Source organism: Kitasatospora sp. NPDC086801 (genome assembly GCF_044745805.1).
In the GTDB taxonomy this organism is placed as follows: Bacteria; Actinomycetota; Actinomycetes; order Streptomycetales; family Streptomycetaceae; genus Kitasatospora.
On record NZ_JBIVAX010000074.1, the window covers coordinates 1 to 11961 of the forward strand.

The following is an 11961-nucleotide window of genomic DNA, read 5'->3' on the forward strand; positions in this document are numbered from 1 at the left end:
CCTCAGCACGGCGCCAGCCCCGCGATCTGCCGGAGGCGGCAAGGCCACACGTTCAGGCGACGACAGAACGGACTTAATCTCTCATTCCGCCCTCTCAGATCACCCCTACTCCCCATAGTCGCATCAACGACTCAAGTGATCGGCAGGACACGGCCTAAAGGCTGTCCCGTAACTGCTGGCCAGGTTCCGCGTTGGTCACGGCATGAGTGGGGTGATCTCGGCGAGCGACCCGATGTGGACCGAGCCGTTCTCGGGGCTGAGCGAGTCGCAGTTCCGCAAGCTAGTCACGCTGGTCCGCCGTCGTGGCGGTGACGGTCAGCGCGGCCGGCCGTGGCGGCTCAGCTTGGAGGACCGGGTGCTGTTGGTGGCCACGTACTGGCGGACCAACCTGACGTTGCGGCAGGTCGCGCCGCTGTTCGGGGTCTCGAAGTCAGCCGCGGACCGAGTGCTGGACCGCCTCGCGCCGCTGCTGGCGATCTCGCCCGCTCGGCGCCCGCGGCAGGACACCGTGCTGATCGTGGACGGCACACTGGTACCCACCCGGGACCGGACGATCGCGGCCTCCAGCAAGAACTACCGCTACTCCATTAACCAGCAGGTCGTGATCGACGCCAACAGCCGGCTGGTCGTCGCCGTCGGCCTGCCGCTGCCCGGCAACCGCAACGACTGCCGGGCATCCGCCGAATCGGGCGTCGACCGTGCCTGCCGCGGTTCCCCGGTCCTGGCCGACGGCGGCTACCAGGGCACCGGGGCCCTGATCCCGCACCGACGCCGTCGCGGTCAGGAGCACCTCACACCCGAGCAGGAAGCCGACAACGCCGTCCACCGCAGGGCCCGCGCCCGGGTCGAACACGTCTTCTCACGGATGAAGAACTGGAAGATCCTCCGTGACTGCCGCCTGCGCGGAGCCGGCGTGCACCACGCCATGCTCGACATCGCACGGCTCCACAACCTCGCGCTCAGCGGATGAGCTGGTGCCAGCTCACCGTGAATTCCTCGCGTCCGTCCAGCGTCGTGACGCCATGCGGCGAGGTGGAGATAGTGACGACCCGGCTGCCCTCCGACAGGCCGTGGCCTTCGGCGACCACGCAGGCGACGGTGACCTCCACCGGAAAGACCGAGTCCGGGCCGAGCTCGTCCGCCGCCGCGAAGATCGGGGCTTTGTCGACCAGTGACCAGCGCCTTCCTGCCGCGTCCGTGAACTGAACCTCGACCACTCCCGGCCACGTCTCATCGTCCACCCAACGGACCGCCTCGCACCGCAGCTCAACCACGAACGCCCCTACTGTCGAACAAGGTCAACACCGAGCGCCAGTATGCCGTGAGACCTCAGCTGTCGATATACGGGACAGCCTTTAGCTAGTTGTTCTCGTCGGCTTCCAGGACCTTCAACCGCTCGGTGTACAGCTCGGTGATCCGGACGATCTCCCCGGGCCCGGCGTCGCTGAGCCGCTCCCGGTCCTCGCCGCACACCTGCAGCCGCCCGGCCAGCTCCTCCAGGCGCTGCTGGTCCCCGGCACGCCGGGCGGTCATCATCTGGCGGCCGTACCAGGAGATGACGGCGCCGAGGGCTACTTGGGCGTCCTCAATGGAAGCGCCGCCGCCCCGGGGGACGAGGACGACCTGGCCGCCACCATCGCCCGGCTGCGCGACGCCACCGCGAACGGCGACTTCGCCTACTACCTGGACATCGCCCATCACATGGCCGGCCTGCCGCTGCCCGCACCGTCCACCACACTGTGGCTCGACGACGAGGAGACCGTCCGCAACCGCTGGCGTGCCCTCGTCACCGCACGCCGGAGCCACCTGAACACCCGACACTGAAGCCGAGGAGGCCGGCCCCCGGAGGAGGCCGGCCTCCGTACCGATCGCGGACCGCCTGCTATTCGGCGGTATACGGGTTGACGATGGTGTGGTGCCGCTGGGCGGTTTCCAGGACCTTCCGCGGAAAACGGGGCCCGGCAACGTAGTGACGGCCCTTCGACTGCGCGGCGCTGGACCCGCTGCGTCTGCTGGTGGTAGGCGAGGAGATTGAACTTGATCCACCACAGTGTGTCCCGCTGGGGTGACCAGACCGGGCCGCCGACCTCGCGCAGCACCTTGTAGTAGTCCCAGGTGTTGCCGGGCATCCCCAGTCACTCCTCGATCAAGGAGAACTCGGGGGCGAGGACTCCGCCCCGGGCGGTCAGGAGGGTTTGCAGAGAGCGGGACATCCGGCCGTTGCCGTCCGACCAGGGGTGGATCTTCACCAGGTTGAGGTGCGCCATCGCGGCCCGCACGAGGACGTGGCTTTCGAGGTCGCCATCGTTGAGCCAGCCGACAAACTCACTCATCAGACCGGGCAGCAGCTCGGGGTCCGGTCCCTCGTAGTCCGTGGCGAGGTCGTCGCCGGGGCCCGTGATCCGAATGGCCGTCCTGCGCCACTGCCCGGCGGTCTTGAGCGGGTGATGGTGGCCCTGGAGCATCCGGTGCAGGGCGTTGAGCAGTTCCTTGCTGTAGCGGAAGTCAGCGGCATCGTGGAGGGACTGGATGTAGGTCATGGCCTGCTGGTAGGCCAGGGTCTCCGTCTTGTTCTCGTCGCTGGCCTCGACCTCGCGCTCGCCATCCATCAGGTCGACGACGTCCCTCGCGTCGGCCCAATGGCCCTCGATGGTGTTCGAGGCCGCGATGGCACTGGCCGTGAGGGCCTTGCGCAGGTCGAGGGTCCATTTCATGGGGCCTGCTGAACCGCTTACCGCGGCTGGTCGCGCATGGAGCTGATCTGCTCCAGGACCTGATGGTCGACAGGCTCAAGGCTGGGCGTCTGATACAGCATGAATCAATGACACCCAGCTCCTGTCATTCAATCAATCCAGGCTGCCGAGCCTCGGCCCTGGTCACGCGGCACCGCGGGCGCGGCCCGGCAGCTGGCCGGCAGCTGGCTGGCACCGGATGCCGTGGCGGCGAGAAGCAGGATCCGCGAAGTCGGCGGCCCACTCGCAGCTGCCCTGAGGACTGCTGAACTGGCACATCGCGCCCGGCAGGAGCCGCTGCCGACGGTACCGCACCGGTGGCGCCTCGCTCCCGCCCTTCACTCCATCGGTCGACTGAGCTGCGAAAACGCCCCGCCATCGCATCAGACGCGAAAAACTCGCGTCTGATGCGATGAGCGGAGAGTAATGGCACTGCACGGGAATCCACCGCCGGGAGCGGCCCACCTGCACCTGATCGGCGGGTTGGCAATGCTGCGGCCGGAAGAACAGGTCTTCGAGGCGATGCTCGCCGGCTGGCGGAACCCGCACCTACGGCCGTTGCCGGAGCTGCCGATCCGACCGGCTCCTGCCGGGTCGCGACAGCAAGGGCCGCCCCATCTGCCGGGACTGTGCCGGGATCGCCCAGGTGTTCACCTGCGCCCGCTGCGGTTTCGAGGGCGATCTGTGGGGCCGGCTCTGCGAGCGCTGCACGCTCGCCGACCGTCTCGTCTACCTTCTCGGCGACAGCGAAGGCCGAGTGCCACCGGACCTTCTACCCGTGGCCGAAGTACTGCGCGACACCGACCGCCCCCGCAGCCGCCTGCTCTGGCTCCGCGGCCGCGACGCGACCGAGCTCCTGCAAGCCTTGGCCGCCGGCACTGTCCAGCTGTCCCACGAAGGCGTGCAGGAAGCACCCGGCTGGCGAACAGCCACGCTCCTACGGGATCTGCTGATGGACAGCGGTGTCCTTCCCCGCATAGACCGCCAGATCTTCCTCTACGAGCGGCGGCTGTCCGACCAGCTTGCCGGTGTCGAAGATCCCGGCCACCACCGGCTGCTGCAGCACTTCGCCACCTGGCGCCTTTTCCGCCGGCTGCGGGAGAGGGCGGAGAAGCAGCCCCTGGGGACGTCGCGGGCGAGCCACGCCCGTCGGCAGTTCAACGAGGCCAGGGGCTTCCTCACCTGGCTGGCCGGCCGGGGCCGCAGCCCAGACCGGTGCCGCCAGGAGGACCTGGACGCCTGGCACGTCCACTCGAACCATGCCGCAGCGACGGTTCTTGCGCTGGTGCACGGACAGCGGCCACCTGCCGAAACTGAAGCACACGCCGCAGGCCGTCGGCAGCAGGAACGCCTCGCTCGACCACGCCGGGCGGGCGACGGATCTGCGACGCGTCCTCCAGGACGACGGCCTGCCGCTCCGCACCCGGATCGCGGCGGCCCTCGTCCTGCTCTATGCCCAGCCCGTCACCCGGCTCGTCCGGCTCACCACGGACCACATCACCGACGACGGCTCCACCATCTCCATCGCCTTCGGCGACCCGCCGTCCCTGCTACCCCAGCCTGTCGCCGACCTCATCCGGACACACCTCAAGGCCGCCGGACGAATGCACCGGGCCAGCCCCCGGAGCGCCCACTGGCTGTTCCCCGGCCGCCAGGCCGGACAACCGATGAGCCCCGGCGCCCTCCGCGAACACCTCCAGGCAGCAGGCACCTCCCCCCGATCGGCCCGGGTGACAGCCCTTCGGTACTACCTCCAACACGCCCCGCCCCCGGTCGTCACCAAGGCTCTGGGCTACACCCAGGCCACCACCGCCTACGTCGCCATGGAGGTCGGCGCGCCGTGGAGTCGGTACGCACCCGGCGACCACTCGCGCCGAGGGAACGCCGGAACACTGCGTTCGGGGCACGGCGCTGGTGCTAGCGAAGTTGGCCGACAGCTCCCGATGCAGCTCAAGCTGGAGAACGATTTCGAGGTGGAGCGCCATGCTGATAGCGGCGGCGGTCGCCGCAGTTGCTCTGTTCACCAGACTCGTTCTCGTCGGCAGAGCCACCGCGGACGGTGCCGGCCAGCCGTCTACAAAGGTCTGGTGCACGGTGGCCCGCCCCAGGCCGGTGCGCGCAGCGACATTGGTCAGCCGAAACTGGGCCAGCCCGTTGGTCAACAAGCTGTTATGGCGACTGGTCCTTGCGCGGTCGGCGATGACAGGCGCCGCTCTTAGCCATCGACCACTCTTTCAGTCGCTGCACATCCCGGACCCCTGAGGCGCCGTCAGGGGCCGCTCAGGGAAACCTCGGGGACGTCCCCGGATGCCGACAGTGTCGAGCCTCCGAGAGGATCGAAACGAATCCGATCGCACCCGTAGGACCAGGAGCCCTTCATGGCCATCACCAGGACCGCCGCCCTCGCCGCCCCCGTCCTCGCCGGGCTGTTACTCGCCGCGGTGCCACCGCCCGCGCTGGCAGCCGGAACGGCGCAGGGCGGTGGCGGGCCGGACGCCGGTGCGCTGCGGGCGGCGTTCGCCGCGCAGGCCGGGGATCCGAAAGCCGGGGCGGTCGCCAGGGTGGCCATCGACGGGCGAACCTGGCGGGGCAGCAACGACGACCCGGTGAGCGGCGAGCCGGTCGCACCGAACGCGTCCTTCCGGATCGGCAGCATCAACAAGACCTTCATCGCCACTGTGCTGCTCCAGCTCACCGCCGAGGGCCGGATCGACCTGGACGGCACCGTCCAGCAGTACCTGCCCGGCGTGCTGCCCGACGCCTTCGAAAAGACGCCGATCACCGTCCGGCAGTTGCTCAACCACACCAGCGGCCTGCCACAGGCCGTGGAGGGCCCCGAGGTCACCGACAACGATGGCTTGATCGCCGACCGGTTCATGGTCGAGTCGCTCGACGAGGTGATCCAGCGCACGCTGCGTCCCACCAACCCGCCGTGGCCGGAGCCGGTCTTCACGCCAGGCAGCGAGCAGCTGTACAACAGTTTCAACTATCGGCTGGCAGGTCGGATCATCGAGCAGGTCACCGGTCACTCGATAAGGGACGAGGTGACCGCCCGTATTCTGCGGCCGCTCGGCCTGCGGCACACCGAAGTGACCGAGGGCGCTCCGCAGATGCCCACCCCGCACCTGGCCGGCTACCTCACCGACCACGCCGACACCCCGGTGGACGTCTCCGAGCAGGGCGGCAACCCTGAGTCGATGGTCTCCACCCCCGCCGACCTGGACCGCTTCCTGCGCGCACTGCTGGGCGGCGAACTCCTGCCGCCGCAACAACTGCATGACCTACTCACCCTGCCGCGCGATGCCGCCGGGCAGCTGGTGCCCTCGCTCAACCCCGGTGACTGCCAGTTCGGGCCGGACAAGGGCCGGGCCTGCTACAGCGCCGGGCTGATGGCCATCCCGCTGCAGGACGGCACGGTGGTGTGGGGCAAGACCGGCCACGATCTCGGGTACTCCGACGGGTTGTTCGCGACTGCAGACCTGAGCCGGCGCCTGGTCTATTCGTCCGGCAGCAGCAACGGCACCCCGGCACCGGCCCTCCGGCTCGCCTTGACCGTGTTCGGCCCCTTCGCCCCCTGAGCCCGACCGCCGACAAACCACCAGCTTCAACGAGCGCAGACGGGCCTGGGGCCGGCCAGTGACACCGACCGCCCGGGCAAGCTCGCAGGAGAGCCGGGGAAGTCCAAGCGCTGTTTCAGCAGCGCGCGCAGGTCCATGGTGGTGCAGACGCCGGTCGTGTCCACCGTGGAACTGTGGTGATTGCTGCTACGTCACGGCGGCAGCCCATCACCCTTCGTAGTCACGACGCGAATCCCACAAATGAATACGCGACATCTCAACATGTGCGCCTACCAGTCAACCGCCGCAGGTCAGAGGCCTGCGGTGATGTCCTGTCCCGGCGCAGGCTGCCGCTGCACCAGCGCGTCTTGTCCGCTTCGTAGCCCGTCCCACTTGAGGTTGTCGCTCGGATGACGGGTCTGCGGTGGCATCTCACACCGTGTTGTCGCTGAGCGTGTTTCGTCCCGCGTAGGTTTGTCGTTGGAGATGGCTACACTTCCGGATCATGTGGAGACAAGTAGCCCTTGATGCGTTCCCGGACGCCGAATTCAGGGATCCCGCTGACGAGTCAGTGCTGGCCGCGGCGGAGCGGAGGCTCGGGGGTGAGCTGTCGGCTGGGCTTAGGCAACTGCTGCTGGAGAGCAACGGGATCATCGGACAGAACAGCGTGGACACTGTCTGGGCCATCCAGCAGATCGTCGAGCAGAACCTCCACTTCCGGTCGGACAGTTCGTTCGCCCAGCTGTATATGCCGTTCGACGCTCTCCTGTTCTTCGGAGACAACGGTGGCGGCGACCAGTTCGCCTTCGTGCAGACGCCGCGGAGGCCAGACGTCTTCGTCTGGGAGCACGAGACCGACAGCCGCCGCTGGGTGGCCCGTGACCTGCGGGACTACCTTGGGCGCTCGCTCGCAGAGGGCGGAGACGACTGGTATCAGTAGTCCTGTGACCGGGGCGTCCGCAGACACAATCCCCAGTTGATCGACAACCTGAAGTGGGACGGGCCCAGGGCACACGCCCTGTCCGCAGCATGTTGCCTATCCGCAGGTCAGCGACACGCCCACACCGACGAACTGGAACGGGACAGCGGCGCCCCAACGGAGCCGGTCAGATCTGCCGGTCCGGGTCGGAGAAGGTGAGGCCACCGGCCCCGAGCGGGCGCCGGACCGGAGCGGGTTCGGCAACGGTCTCGCCGGGCGGCTGGCGGAAGTCCGCACCCTGCTCAACCGGCAACAGCCGACGCCCACCGGACTGGGCAGGCACGGGAGCGTCGGCGACGGGCTCGGAGAAGAGGGACAGTCCAAGACTGCGACGGTCAGGGGTCATGGTCCCCAGTCTCGCAGCCTGCGCGGGTGAGGCAGGCCAGAGCGCCCTGACTGCTGCGCTCTGTCCCGCCTCCGCCCCCGCACTCCCCGACACCCCACCGCTGCCCTGGCCACTGCGCGTCATGAACGCCACCATCGCCTGGAAGAGCTCCACGGGCGAGGGCGTGATCGTCGCCCTGGTCGACAGCGGGGTCCAGGCAGACGCCGCGCTGACCGGACCCCGCCTGCCCGCCGTGGACTTCACCGGCTCCGGCACTCCGGACACCGACGACGACCAGGTCCTGTCCCACGGCACCATGATGGCCGCGCTGATCAGCGGCGCCCGCGGACTGCCCGTGCTCCGCTCCGCCCATCCGGACTGGGACGCCCCACGCGTCGTCGCCCACCTGCGCAACACAGCGCGCCCACCGCACGACAACCCCGACAAGTACGGATCAGGCCTCCTCGCACCCGATCTCGCACTCACCCAACCGGACAACCCGACCAACCCGAGCAGGTAGGACCGTCCGGAGGTGCGCCCGGTGTGACAGGCCCTCGACGAACCGCCCGCCACCCCCGGTCCCCACCTCACGCTTCTCGCCCAGGCGGCGCAGCTCCTCCCGGACCGCTGTCTGCCCGGTCACCAGGGTCTCCAGGGCCCGGCCCTGCTCCTCAGGCATCCGGCCGTGCTCTGCCTGTCCGGCGACGAGGACGCCGACGGCTTCGGCGAGGCGGGTCATCGCCTGGCGCTGCTCGATCTGGTCCTCGCGGATCGCGTTCAGCACCTGGGTGTGCCCGCGCAGGGAGGTGCGGACCTCGGCGCTGTCCCGGTTGGCCGTGGCCGCCATCGTGCGCGTGGCCGCGGACTCCTCCCGCAGGCGGTCGACTTCCGCCTCCAGCGCGGCCGGTCGGCCCCGAAGGTCGTCCATCTCGCTCATGTCTGCCCTTGTCCAGGTCCCTCTGAGGACCGGGTTCTGTTCTGCGGGTCGCGGCACCGTAGGGTGCCGGGCATGCACACGTTGACGGAGCACGCCAGGTGTCTCTACGGGGATGAGTACAGACCGGTGCCCGAGTGCGAGGAGGAGCACGACGAGCACTACTTCATCGAGGAACTGACCTTCGCCGATGCGGACGAGGTCCTCGGCATGCTGCGAGAACTGTGCCCGTACCTGAATGACGGCTGTCTGCCGGTGCGGGTGCGGAACCTGGCGTATCGCCTCGTGCTCCTCCAGAGGCCGGACGAGCCGGCGCTGATGCGCGAGGCGGCGCACAGCCTGTACCTCCACGGTCCGACCTGGGACGGCATTGCGGCAGACCTGCGCAAACGGGCCGATGCCTTGGAACCGAACCAGCTCACGCACTGAGCCAGAGCCGGGTCGAGGCCACCGTGACGGTGCCCGTGAAGACGCAGGCCCTCTTGCCCGGGAGGGCCGGCGGTTGCGTGTACGACCTGCGGCGCCGAACCGGCCGCAAGCGCCTGCATCGTCATCCGACCAACCTGACGCACCACAAGGCTTCCATCAGCAACGAGTCTGGCGCGGGCCTTCTTCAGGGCACTGGAAGAGGAGCCGGGGCGAGCCTCTGTCTGAACCGCCCGTACGCTGATGGCCGGACCGGCCTGGCCTCCACGGACAGGTCGGTCGGGGAGGCGCGCCTGGCAACGTGGCTACTACAAGTGCGGGCCAATCAGCAGCACGGTGACCACCGGATCTTCCTGGCCCTCGCGCTCCTGGCGGCTGGTGTCGGCCGGGCCCGGATCCAGGAGATCCGCCAGGCGTCGGCACCGGTTTCGACGTAGGAGTCCCAGACCCGCTGGCCGGAGTGACCGGGCAGGGCGTGGTAGCGGTGGGTACGCAGGCCTGGGTGGCGCGGGTCTACGGCAAGCTGGTCGAGCGCTCGGCGGACCCGGCGCAGCTTCGCCGAGTCGGCCCGTCGGCGTTCCAGGCAGCGCCGGGTGCGGGCGGCGGCGGGGGTGTAGCGCAGCAATGGCAACGCGGTCTCCTTCTTCGTCCGGGCGTGCGGAAGGGCCCGCCTCCCGGTGTGGGAGACGGGCCCTTGGTGAGGTGGCTGGCTATGAGTGCGGGTCAATCGGCGGACTGGTCCTGGTCCCAGGCAGCACCGGCGGTCGGAGCGCAACGGGATGGCCGTACCGTTGCGGATCGCTTTGCATCCATAGCAAATAAGGAGCTCAGGGAATGGCTGATTGGTGCCCGAGGTGTGACCAGGGCTGGGTGCTGGAGTACGTGGCCCGGGGACAGAGCGGGATCGTCAGGATCTGCAGGGAGTGCGAAGCTCTATGGCGGGCCGGAGAGCAAGTCACGGCGGAACGCTTCGGGAGCTTCGAGTCCTCCATGGAGGACTCGGCCTGTCGCCGCTCTGGTCGGAGATCTCGGCGGTGAATCGCCAGGCCGCCTGGAGGACTACCGGAATCCGACGACCACTCGAACGTACGGACCAGGGCGTTTCCCGCTGCCTTCGTGAACAACTGACCGTGGAGCCCCGCCAGGAGGTCTGACGGAGCTCCTTCGCGCCCTCATCGCGGCAGCTTTCCCAGGGGGCTGCCCTACTGTGGTGCGGTGCTAGACGACCCCGCGGACGTCGAACGGACCGCCGCGGCCCCCGACCCGGCGTTCCGTCAGACCGCCTCCGCCGACCACTGGCTCGCCCCCACCCTCGCCGTCGACCCCGACGGCTCCGTGCGCCACCTCGCCCGCACCAACCCGGCCCTGCCCCCGCGGGACCTGGTGCCGCTGCTGCTCGACCCGCGCCGGGTCGGCACCGCCGCCCAGAACCCCGCCATCCCCACCGGCGTCCCGCACCGCATGGCCGGCCTCGCGATCACACACGCCGCTGCAGCCCGGGGCCGGCCAGGGGTGCGGCCGGTCCCGGGCGGGGGCGGTGCTCAGTGGCAGACGAGCTTGTTGCGTGCGAGCTCCTGGACGGTGCCGGGGGAGACCGGTGTGTCGCAGGAGACGGTGCCCTCGATCTCGGCGTCGAAGGTGCTGTAGGTGGGGTGGGAGCCGAAGGAGTAGGCCCAGTACCCGTCGCCGGGGTCGCTGTTCGGGGGGTAGCGGGGGAGGCAGACGTACTCGTCGGCCTTGCCCTGGACGCGGTTTGTGCCCTTGAACACCGCGTAGTCGCCGGGGCGGGAGAAGTTCAGCGTGACCTTCTGGGACCACGTGCTGGTGCTGGACCTGCTGGTCTGGACGGAGAACCCGACCTTGACGGAGACCTTCGCGAAGAACGCGCCCACCTCCGAGTTGATCTCGGTCGAGGCGTTGAACGTGGTGCTGACGTTCTGGACCTCGGTCACGGTGGTCTCGACGGAGCCGGTGGTGCCGGGGGCGATGGTGATGCCCTTCCAGTGCGTGAGCACCGGGTCGACGACGGCGGTCGAGACCTCGTACAGCCCGGACCGGGTCACGCGGGGGTCGCACGGGCCGCCCGGTTCGGCCGCGTGGGCCGTGCCCGCGCCGAAGGCCGAAGCCGCCACGGTCAGGACGGCGAGCGCGGCGGGTAAGGACAGCCGCCGCAGGAAGGTGTTCGCCAAGAGGACTCCTCGGGGAGGGGAGGTGCCAGGCCGTCACACCGCCGACACCTGGCATGGATTTGTCAGATCATGCCCCGGCCACCTCCGCCGCACACCCACAACTCCCCTGTACAAAAAGAAGGTTGGCCGCGCACATAGCCTGTGGCGTTGCCGTTCGTACGGGGATGCCCCCTGGCGCAGCAGCGCCCGGCACGTGTCGCGGTCGCCGGCCCCACGCTCGACCAGCTTCCCGACGGCGTCCAGCTCGCCGGGACGCAGCGTGGTGGGAGCGGCTTCGGCGGCATCGGAGAGGAAGACGTGCAGCGGAGCCGCGAATTGGCCGCAGAGCGGGCCAGTCAGCCATGCCGGACGGACGGGCGCGGTCACAGAGCGCCGCGACTCCATGATCACTGACCCCTGTGCCCACGTGTTGTCGACGCCCCCACCCCACCTATCTGCGAGGGATCCGGGTGGGCGTTTGATGTTGATTTCTGCGGGTCACCCTCAGGCGGCTTGCACCGTTTTATGGCCAACGGACACGACTTGAAACACCCGGAAATTCCTAGCTAATCGGATGCTTCTATCCCGTTGCTAGACCAGACGGAATCTGAGCGATACATGCGGACCAAACGGGCGACCCGCTCACCCCTTGAGAGCGCGCAAATGAGCCCCAAAGGGGTGAGTCGTCCCAAAAGTCGTTAACCTCAATAACGGCACATCACCACTGAACATCCCTAAATGCCCGCTCAGTGGGGGTTTTGGGATCTCTGATCCCATAAATGGCTTATGGTCACGTCGCTTTGATTACGCTATGCCCGATAGATGAACAACATCCATCCT

The 11961-nt window shown here is 68.7% G+C and carries 16 protein-coding genes; 8 read left to right on the forward strand and 8 right to left on the reverse strand.

What is annotated here, in order from left to right:
• Nucleotides 1–202: 202 nt before the first annotated feature.
• Entirely contained in the window at nucleotides 203–970 is a 768-nt protein-coding gene (locus ACIPLC_RS37405; RefSeq protein ID WP_400477529.1) for a transposase, read from the forward strand.
• Here the strand turns inward: ACIPLC_RS37405 and ACIPLC_RS37410 are convergent.
• Both ACIPLC_RS37410 and ACIPLC_RS37415 read right to left on the reverse strand, forming a co-directional pair.
• A complete protein-coding gene (locus ACIPLC_RS37410) occupies nucleotides 960–1241 on the reverse strand; it encodes a hypothetical protein (RefSeq protein ID WP_400477530.1) in 282 nt (93 codons plus the stop codon). The two genes, ACIPLC_RS37405 and ACIPLC_RS37410, sit on opposite strands and share 11 nt — an antisense overlap.
• Nucleotides 1242–1359: 118 nt before the next feature.
• Entirely contained in the window at nucleotides 1360–1536 is a 177-nt protein-coding gene (locus ACIPLC_RS37415; RefSeq protein ID WP_400477531.1) for a hypothetical protein, read from the reverse strand.
• Between the two features lie 39 nt (nucleotides 1537–1575).
• Between ACIPLC_RS37415 and ACIPLC_RS37420 the strand changes: the two genes are divergently transcribed.
• Complete coding sequence (locus ACIPLC_RS37420; protein WP_400477532.1) at nucleotides 1576–1824, forward strand: hypothetical protein; 249 nt, start codon at nucleotides 1576–1578, stop codon at nucleotides 1822–1824.
• A 311-nt stretch (nucleotides 1825–2135) separates the two neighbouring features.
• Here the strand turns inward: ACIPLC_RS37420 and ACIPLC_RS37425 are convergent, their stop codons facing one another.
• On the reverse strand, nucleotides 2136–2714 hold the full coding sequence (locus ACIPLC_RS37425; protein ID WP_400477533.1) for a Fic family protein: 579 nt from the start codon (nucleotides 2712–2714) through the stop codon (nucleotides 2136–2138).
• A 955-nt stretch (nucleotides 2715–3669) separates the two neighbouring features.
• Nucleotides 3670–3798, reverse strand: coding sequence for a hypothetical protein (locus ACIPLC_RS37430; RefSeq protein ID WP_400477534.1), 129 nt, complete (start codon nucleotides 3796–3798; stop codon nucleotides 3670–3672).
• Between the two features lie 193 nt (nucleotides 3799–3991).
• Between ACIPLC_RS37430 and ACIPLC_RS37435 the strand changes: the two genes are divergently transcribed.
• The 3 genes from ACIPLC_RS37435 (at nucleotide 3992) to ACIPLC_RS37445 (ending at nucleotide 7229) form a co-directional block, all read left to right on the forward strand.
• On the forward strand, nucleotides 3992–4951 hold the full coding sequence (locus tag ACIPLC_RS37435; RefSeq protein ID WP_400477535.1) for a hypothetical protein: 960 nt from the start codon (nucleotides 3992–3994) through the stop codon (nucleotides 4949–4951).
• Nucleotides 4952–5110: 159 nt separating this feature from the next.
• Nucleotides 5111–6310 (forward strand): serine hydrolase domain-containing protein, encoded by a 1200-nt coding sequence (locus ACIPLC_RS37440; RefSeq protein ID WP_400477536.1) that lies wholly within the window; start codon nucleotides 5111–5113, stop codon nucleotides 6308–6310.
• Between the two features lie 484 nt (nucleotides 6311–6794).
• Nucleotides 6795–7229 (forward strand): SMI1/KNR4 family protein, encoded by a 435-nt coding sequence (locus ACIPLC_RS37445; RefSeq protein ID WP_400477537.1) that lies wholly within the window; start codon nucleotides 6795–6797, stop codon nucleotides 7227–7229.
• 166 nt (nucleotides 7230–7395) lie between these two features.
• Here ACIPLC_RS37445 and ACIPLC_RS37450 read toward each other — a convergent pair whose 3' ends face one another.
• The gene (locus ACIPLC_RS37450; protein ID WP_400477538.1) at nucleotides 7396–7614 is read right to left on the reverse strand and encodes a hypothetical protein; all 219 of its coding nucleotides are present in this window, start codon (nucleotides 7612–7614) and stop codon (nucleotides 7396–7398) included.
• 121 nt (nucleotides 7615–7735) lie between these two features.
• Between ACIPLC_RS37450 and ACIPLC_RS37455 the strand changes: the two genes are divergently transcribed.
• The gene (locus tag ACIPLC_RS37455; RefSeq protein WP_400477539.1) at nucleotides 7736–8113 is read left to right on the forward strand and encodes a hypothetical protein; all 378 of its coding nucleotides are present in this window, start codon (nucleotides 7736–7738) and stop codon (nucleotides 8111–8113) included.
• Here the strand turns inward: ACIPLC_RS37455 and ACIPLC_RS37460 are convergent.
• Nucleotides 8048–8530 (reverse strand): hypothetical protein, encoded by a 483-nt coding sequence (locus ACIPLC_RS37460; RefSeq protein WP_400477540.1) that lies wholly within the window; start codon nucleotides 8528–8530, stop codon nucleotides 8048–8050. The two genes, ACIPLC_RS37455 and ACIPLC_RS37460, sit on opposite strands and share 66 nt — an antisense overlap.
• Nucleotides 8531–8602: 72 nt before the next feature.
• On the opposite strand from ACIPLC_RS37460, the gene ACIPLC_RS37465 reads away from it, so the two are divergent.
• On the forward strand, nucleotides 8603–8956 hold the full coding sequence (locus tag ACIPLC_RS37465) for a hypothetical protein (protein ID WP_400477541.1): 354 nt from the start codon (nucleotides 8603–8605) through the stop codon (nucleotides 8954–8956).
• 322 nt (nucleotides 8957–9278) lie between these two features.
• On the opposite strand, the gene ACIPLC_RS37470 is transcribed toward ACIPLC_RS37465, so the two are convergent.
• Nucleotides 9279–9584, reverse strand: a complete 306-nt coding sequence (locus ACIPLC_RS37470; protein WP_400477542.1) for a hypothetical protein — start codon at nucleotides 9582–9584, stop codon at nucleotides 9279–9281.
• Nucleotides 9585–10168: 584 nt separating this feature from the next.
• Between ACIPLC_RS37470 and ACIPLC_RS37475 the strand changes: the two genes are divergently transcribed.
• Nucleotides 10169–10600, forward strand: coding sequence for a hypothetical protein (locus tag ACIPLC_RS37475; RefSeq protein ID WP_400477543.1), 432 nt, complete (start codon nucleotides 10169–10171; stop codon nucleotides 10598–10600).
• Here ACIPLC_RS37475 and ACIPLC_RS37480 read toward each other — a convergent pair.
• A complete protein-coding gene (locus ACIPLC_RS37480) occupies nucleotides 10495–11142 on the reverse strand; it encodes a hypothetical protein (protein ID WP_400477544.1) in 648 nt (215 codons plus the stop codon). The genes ACIPLC_RS37475 and ACIPLC_RS37480 overlap by 106 nt on opposite strands.
• Nucleotides 11143–11961 lie beyond the last annotated feature (819 nt).

Excerpts from the sequence above, each read along its gene's own strand:
- ACIPLC_RS37405 (WP_400477529.1), top strand. The coding sequence starts at position 203 with ATGAGTGGGGTGATCTCGGCGAGCGACCCGATGTGGACCGAGCCGTTC.
- ACIPLC_RS37415 (WP_400477531.1), bottom strand. The coding sequence starts at position 1,536 with ATGATGACCGCCCGGCGTGCCGGGGACCAGCAGCGCCTGGAGGAGCTG.
- ACIPLC_RS37425 (WP_400477533.1), bottom strand. The coding sequence starts at position 2,714 with ATGAAATGGACCCTCGACCTGCGCAAGGCCCTCACGGCCAGTGCCATC.
- ACIPLC_RS37435 (WP_400477535.1), top strand. The coding sequence starts at position 3,992 with ATGCCGCAGCGACGGTTCTTGCGCTGGTGCACGGACAGCGGCCACCTG.
- ACIPLC_RS37440 (WP_400477536.1), top strand. The coding sequence starts at position 5,111 with ATGGCCATCACCAGGACCGCCGCCCTCGCCGCCCCCGTCCTCGCCGGG.
- ACIPLC_RS37445 (WP_400477537.1), top strand. The coding sequence starts at position 6,795 with ATGTGGAGACAAGTAGCCCTTGATGCGTTCCCGGACGCCGAATTCAGG.
- ACIPLC_RS37450 (WP_400477538.1), bottom strand. The coding sequence starts at position 7,614 with ATGACCCCTGACCGTCGCAGTCTTGGACTGTCCCTCTTCTCCGAGCCC.
- ACIPLC_RS37455 (WP_400477539.1), top strand. The coding sequence starts at position 7,736 with ATGAACGCCACCATCGCCTGGAAGAGCTCCACGGGCGAGGGCGTGATC.
- ACIPLC_RS37460 (WP_400477540.1), bottom strand. The coding sequence starts at position 8,530 with ATGAGCGAGATGGACGACCTTCGGGGCCGACCGGCCGCGCTGGAGGCG.
- ACIPLC_RS37465 (WP_400477541.1), top strand. The coding sequence starts at position 8,603 with ATGCACACGTTGACGGAGCACGCCAGGTGTCTCTACGGGGATGAGTAC.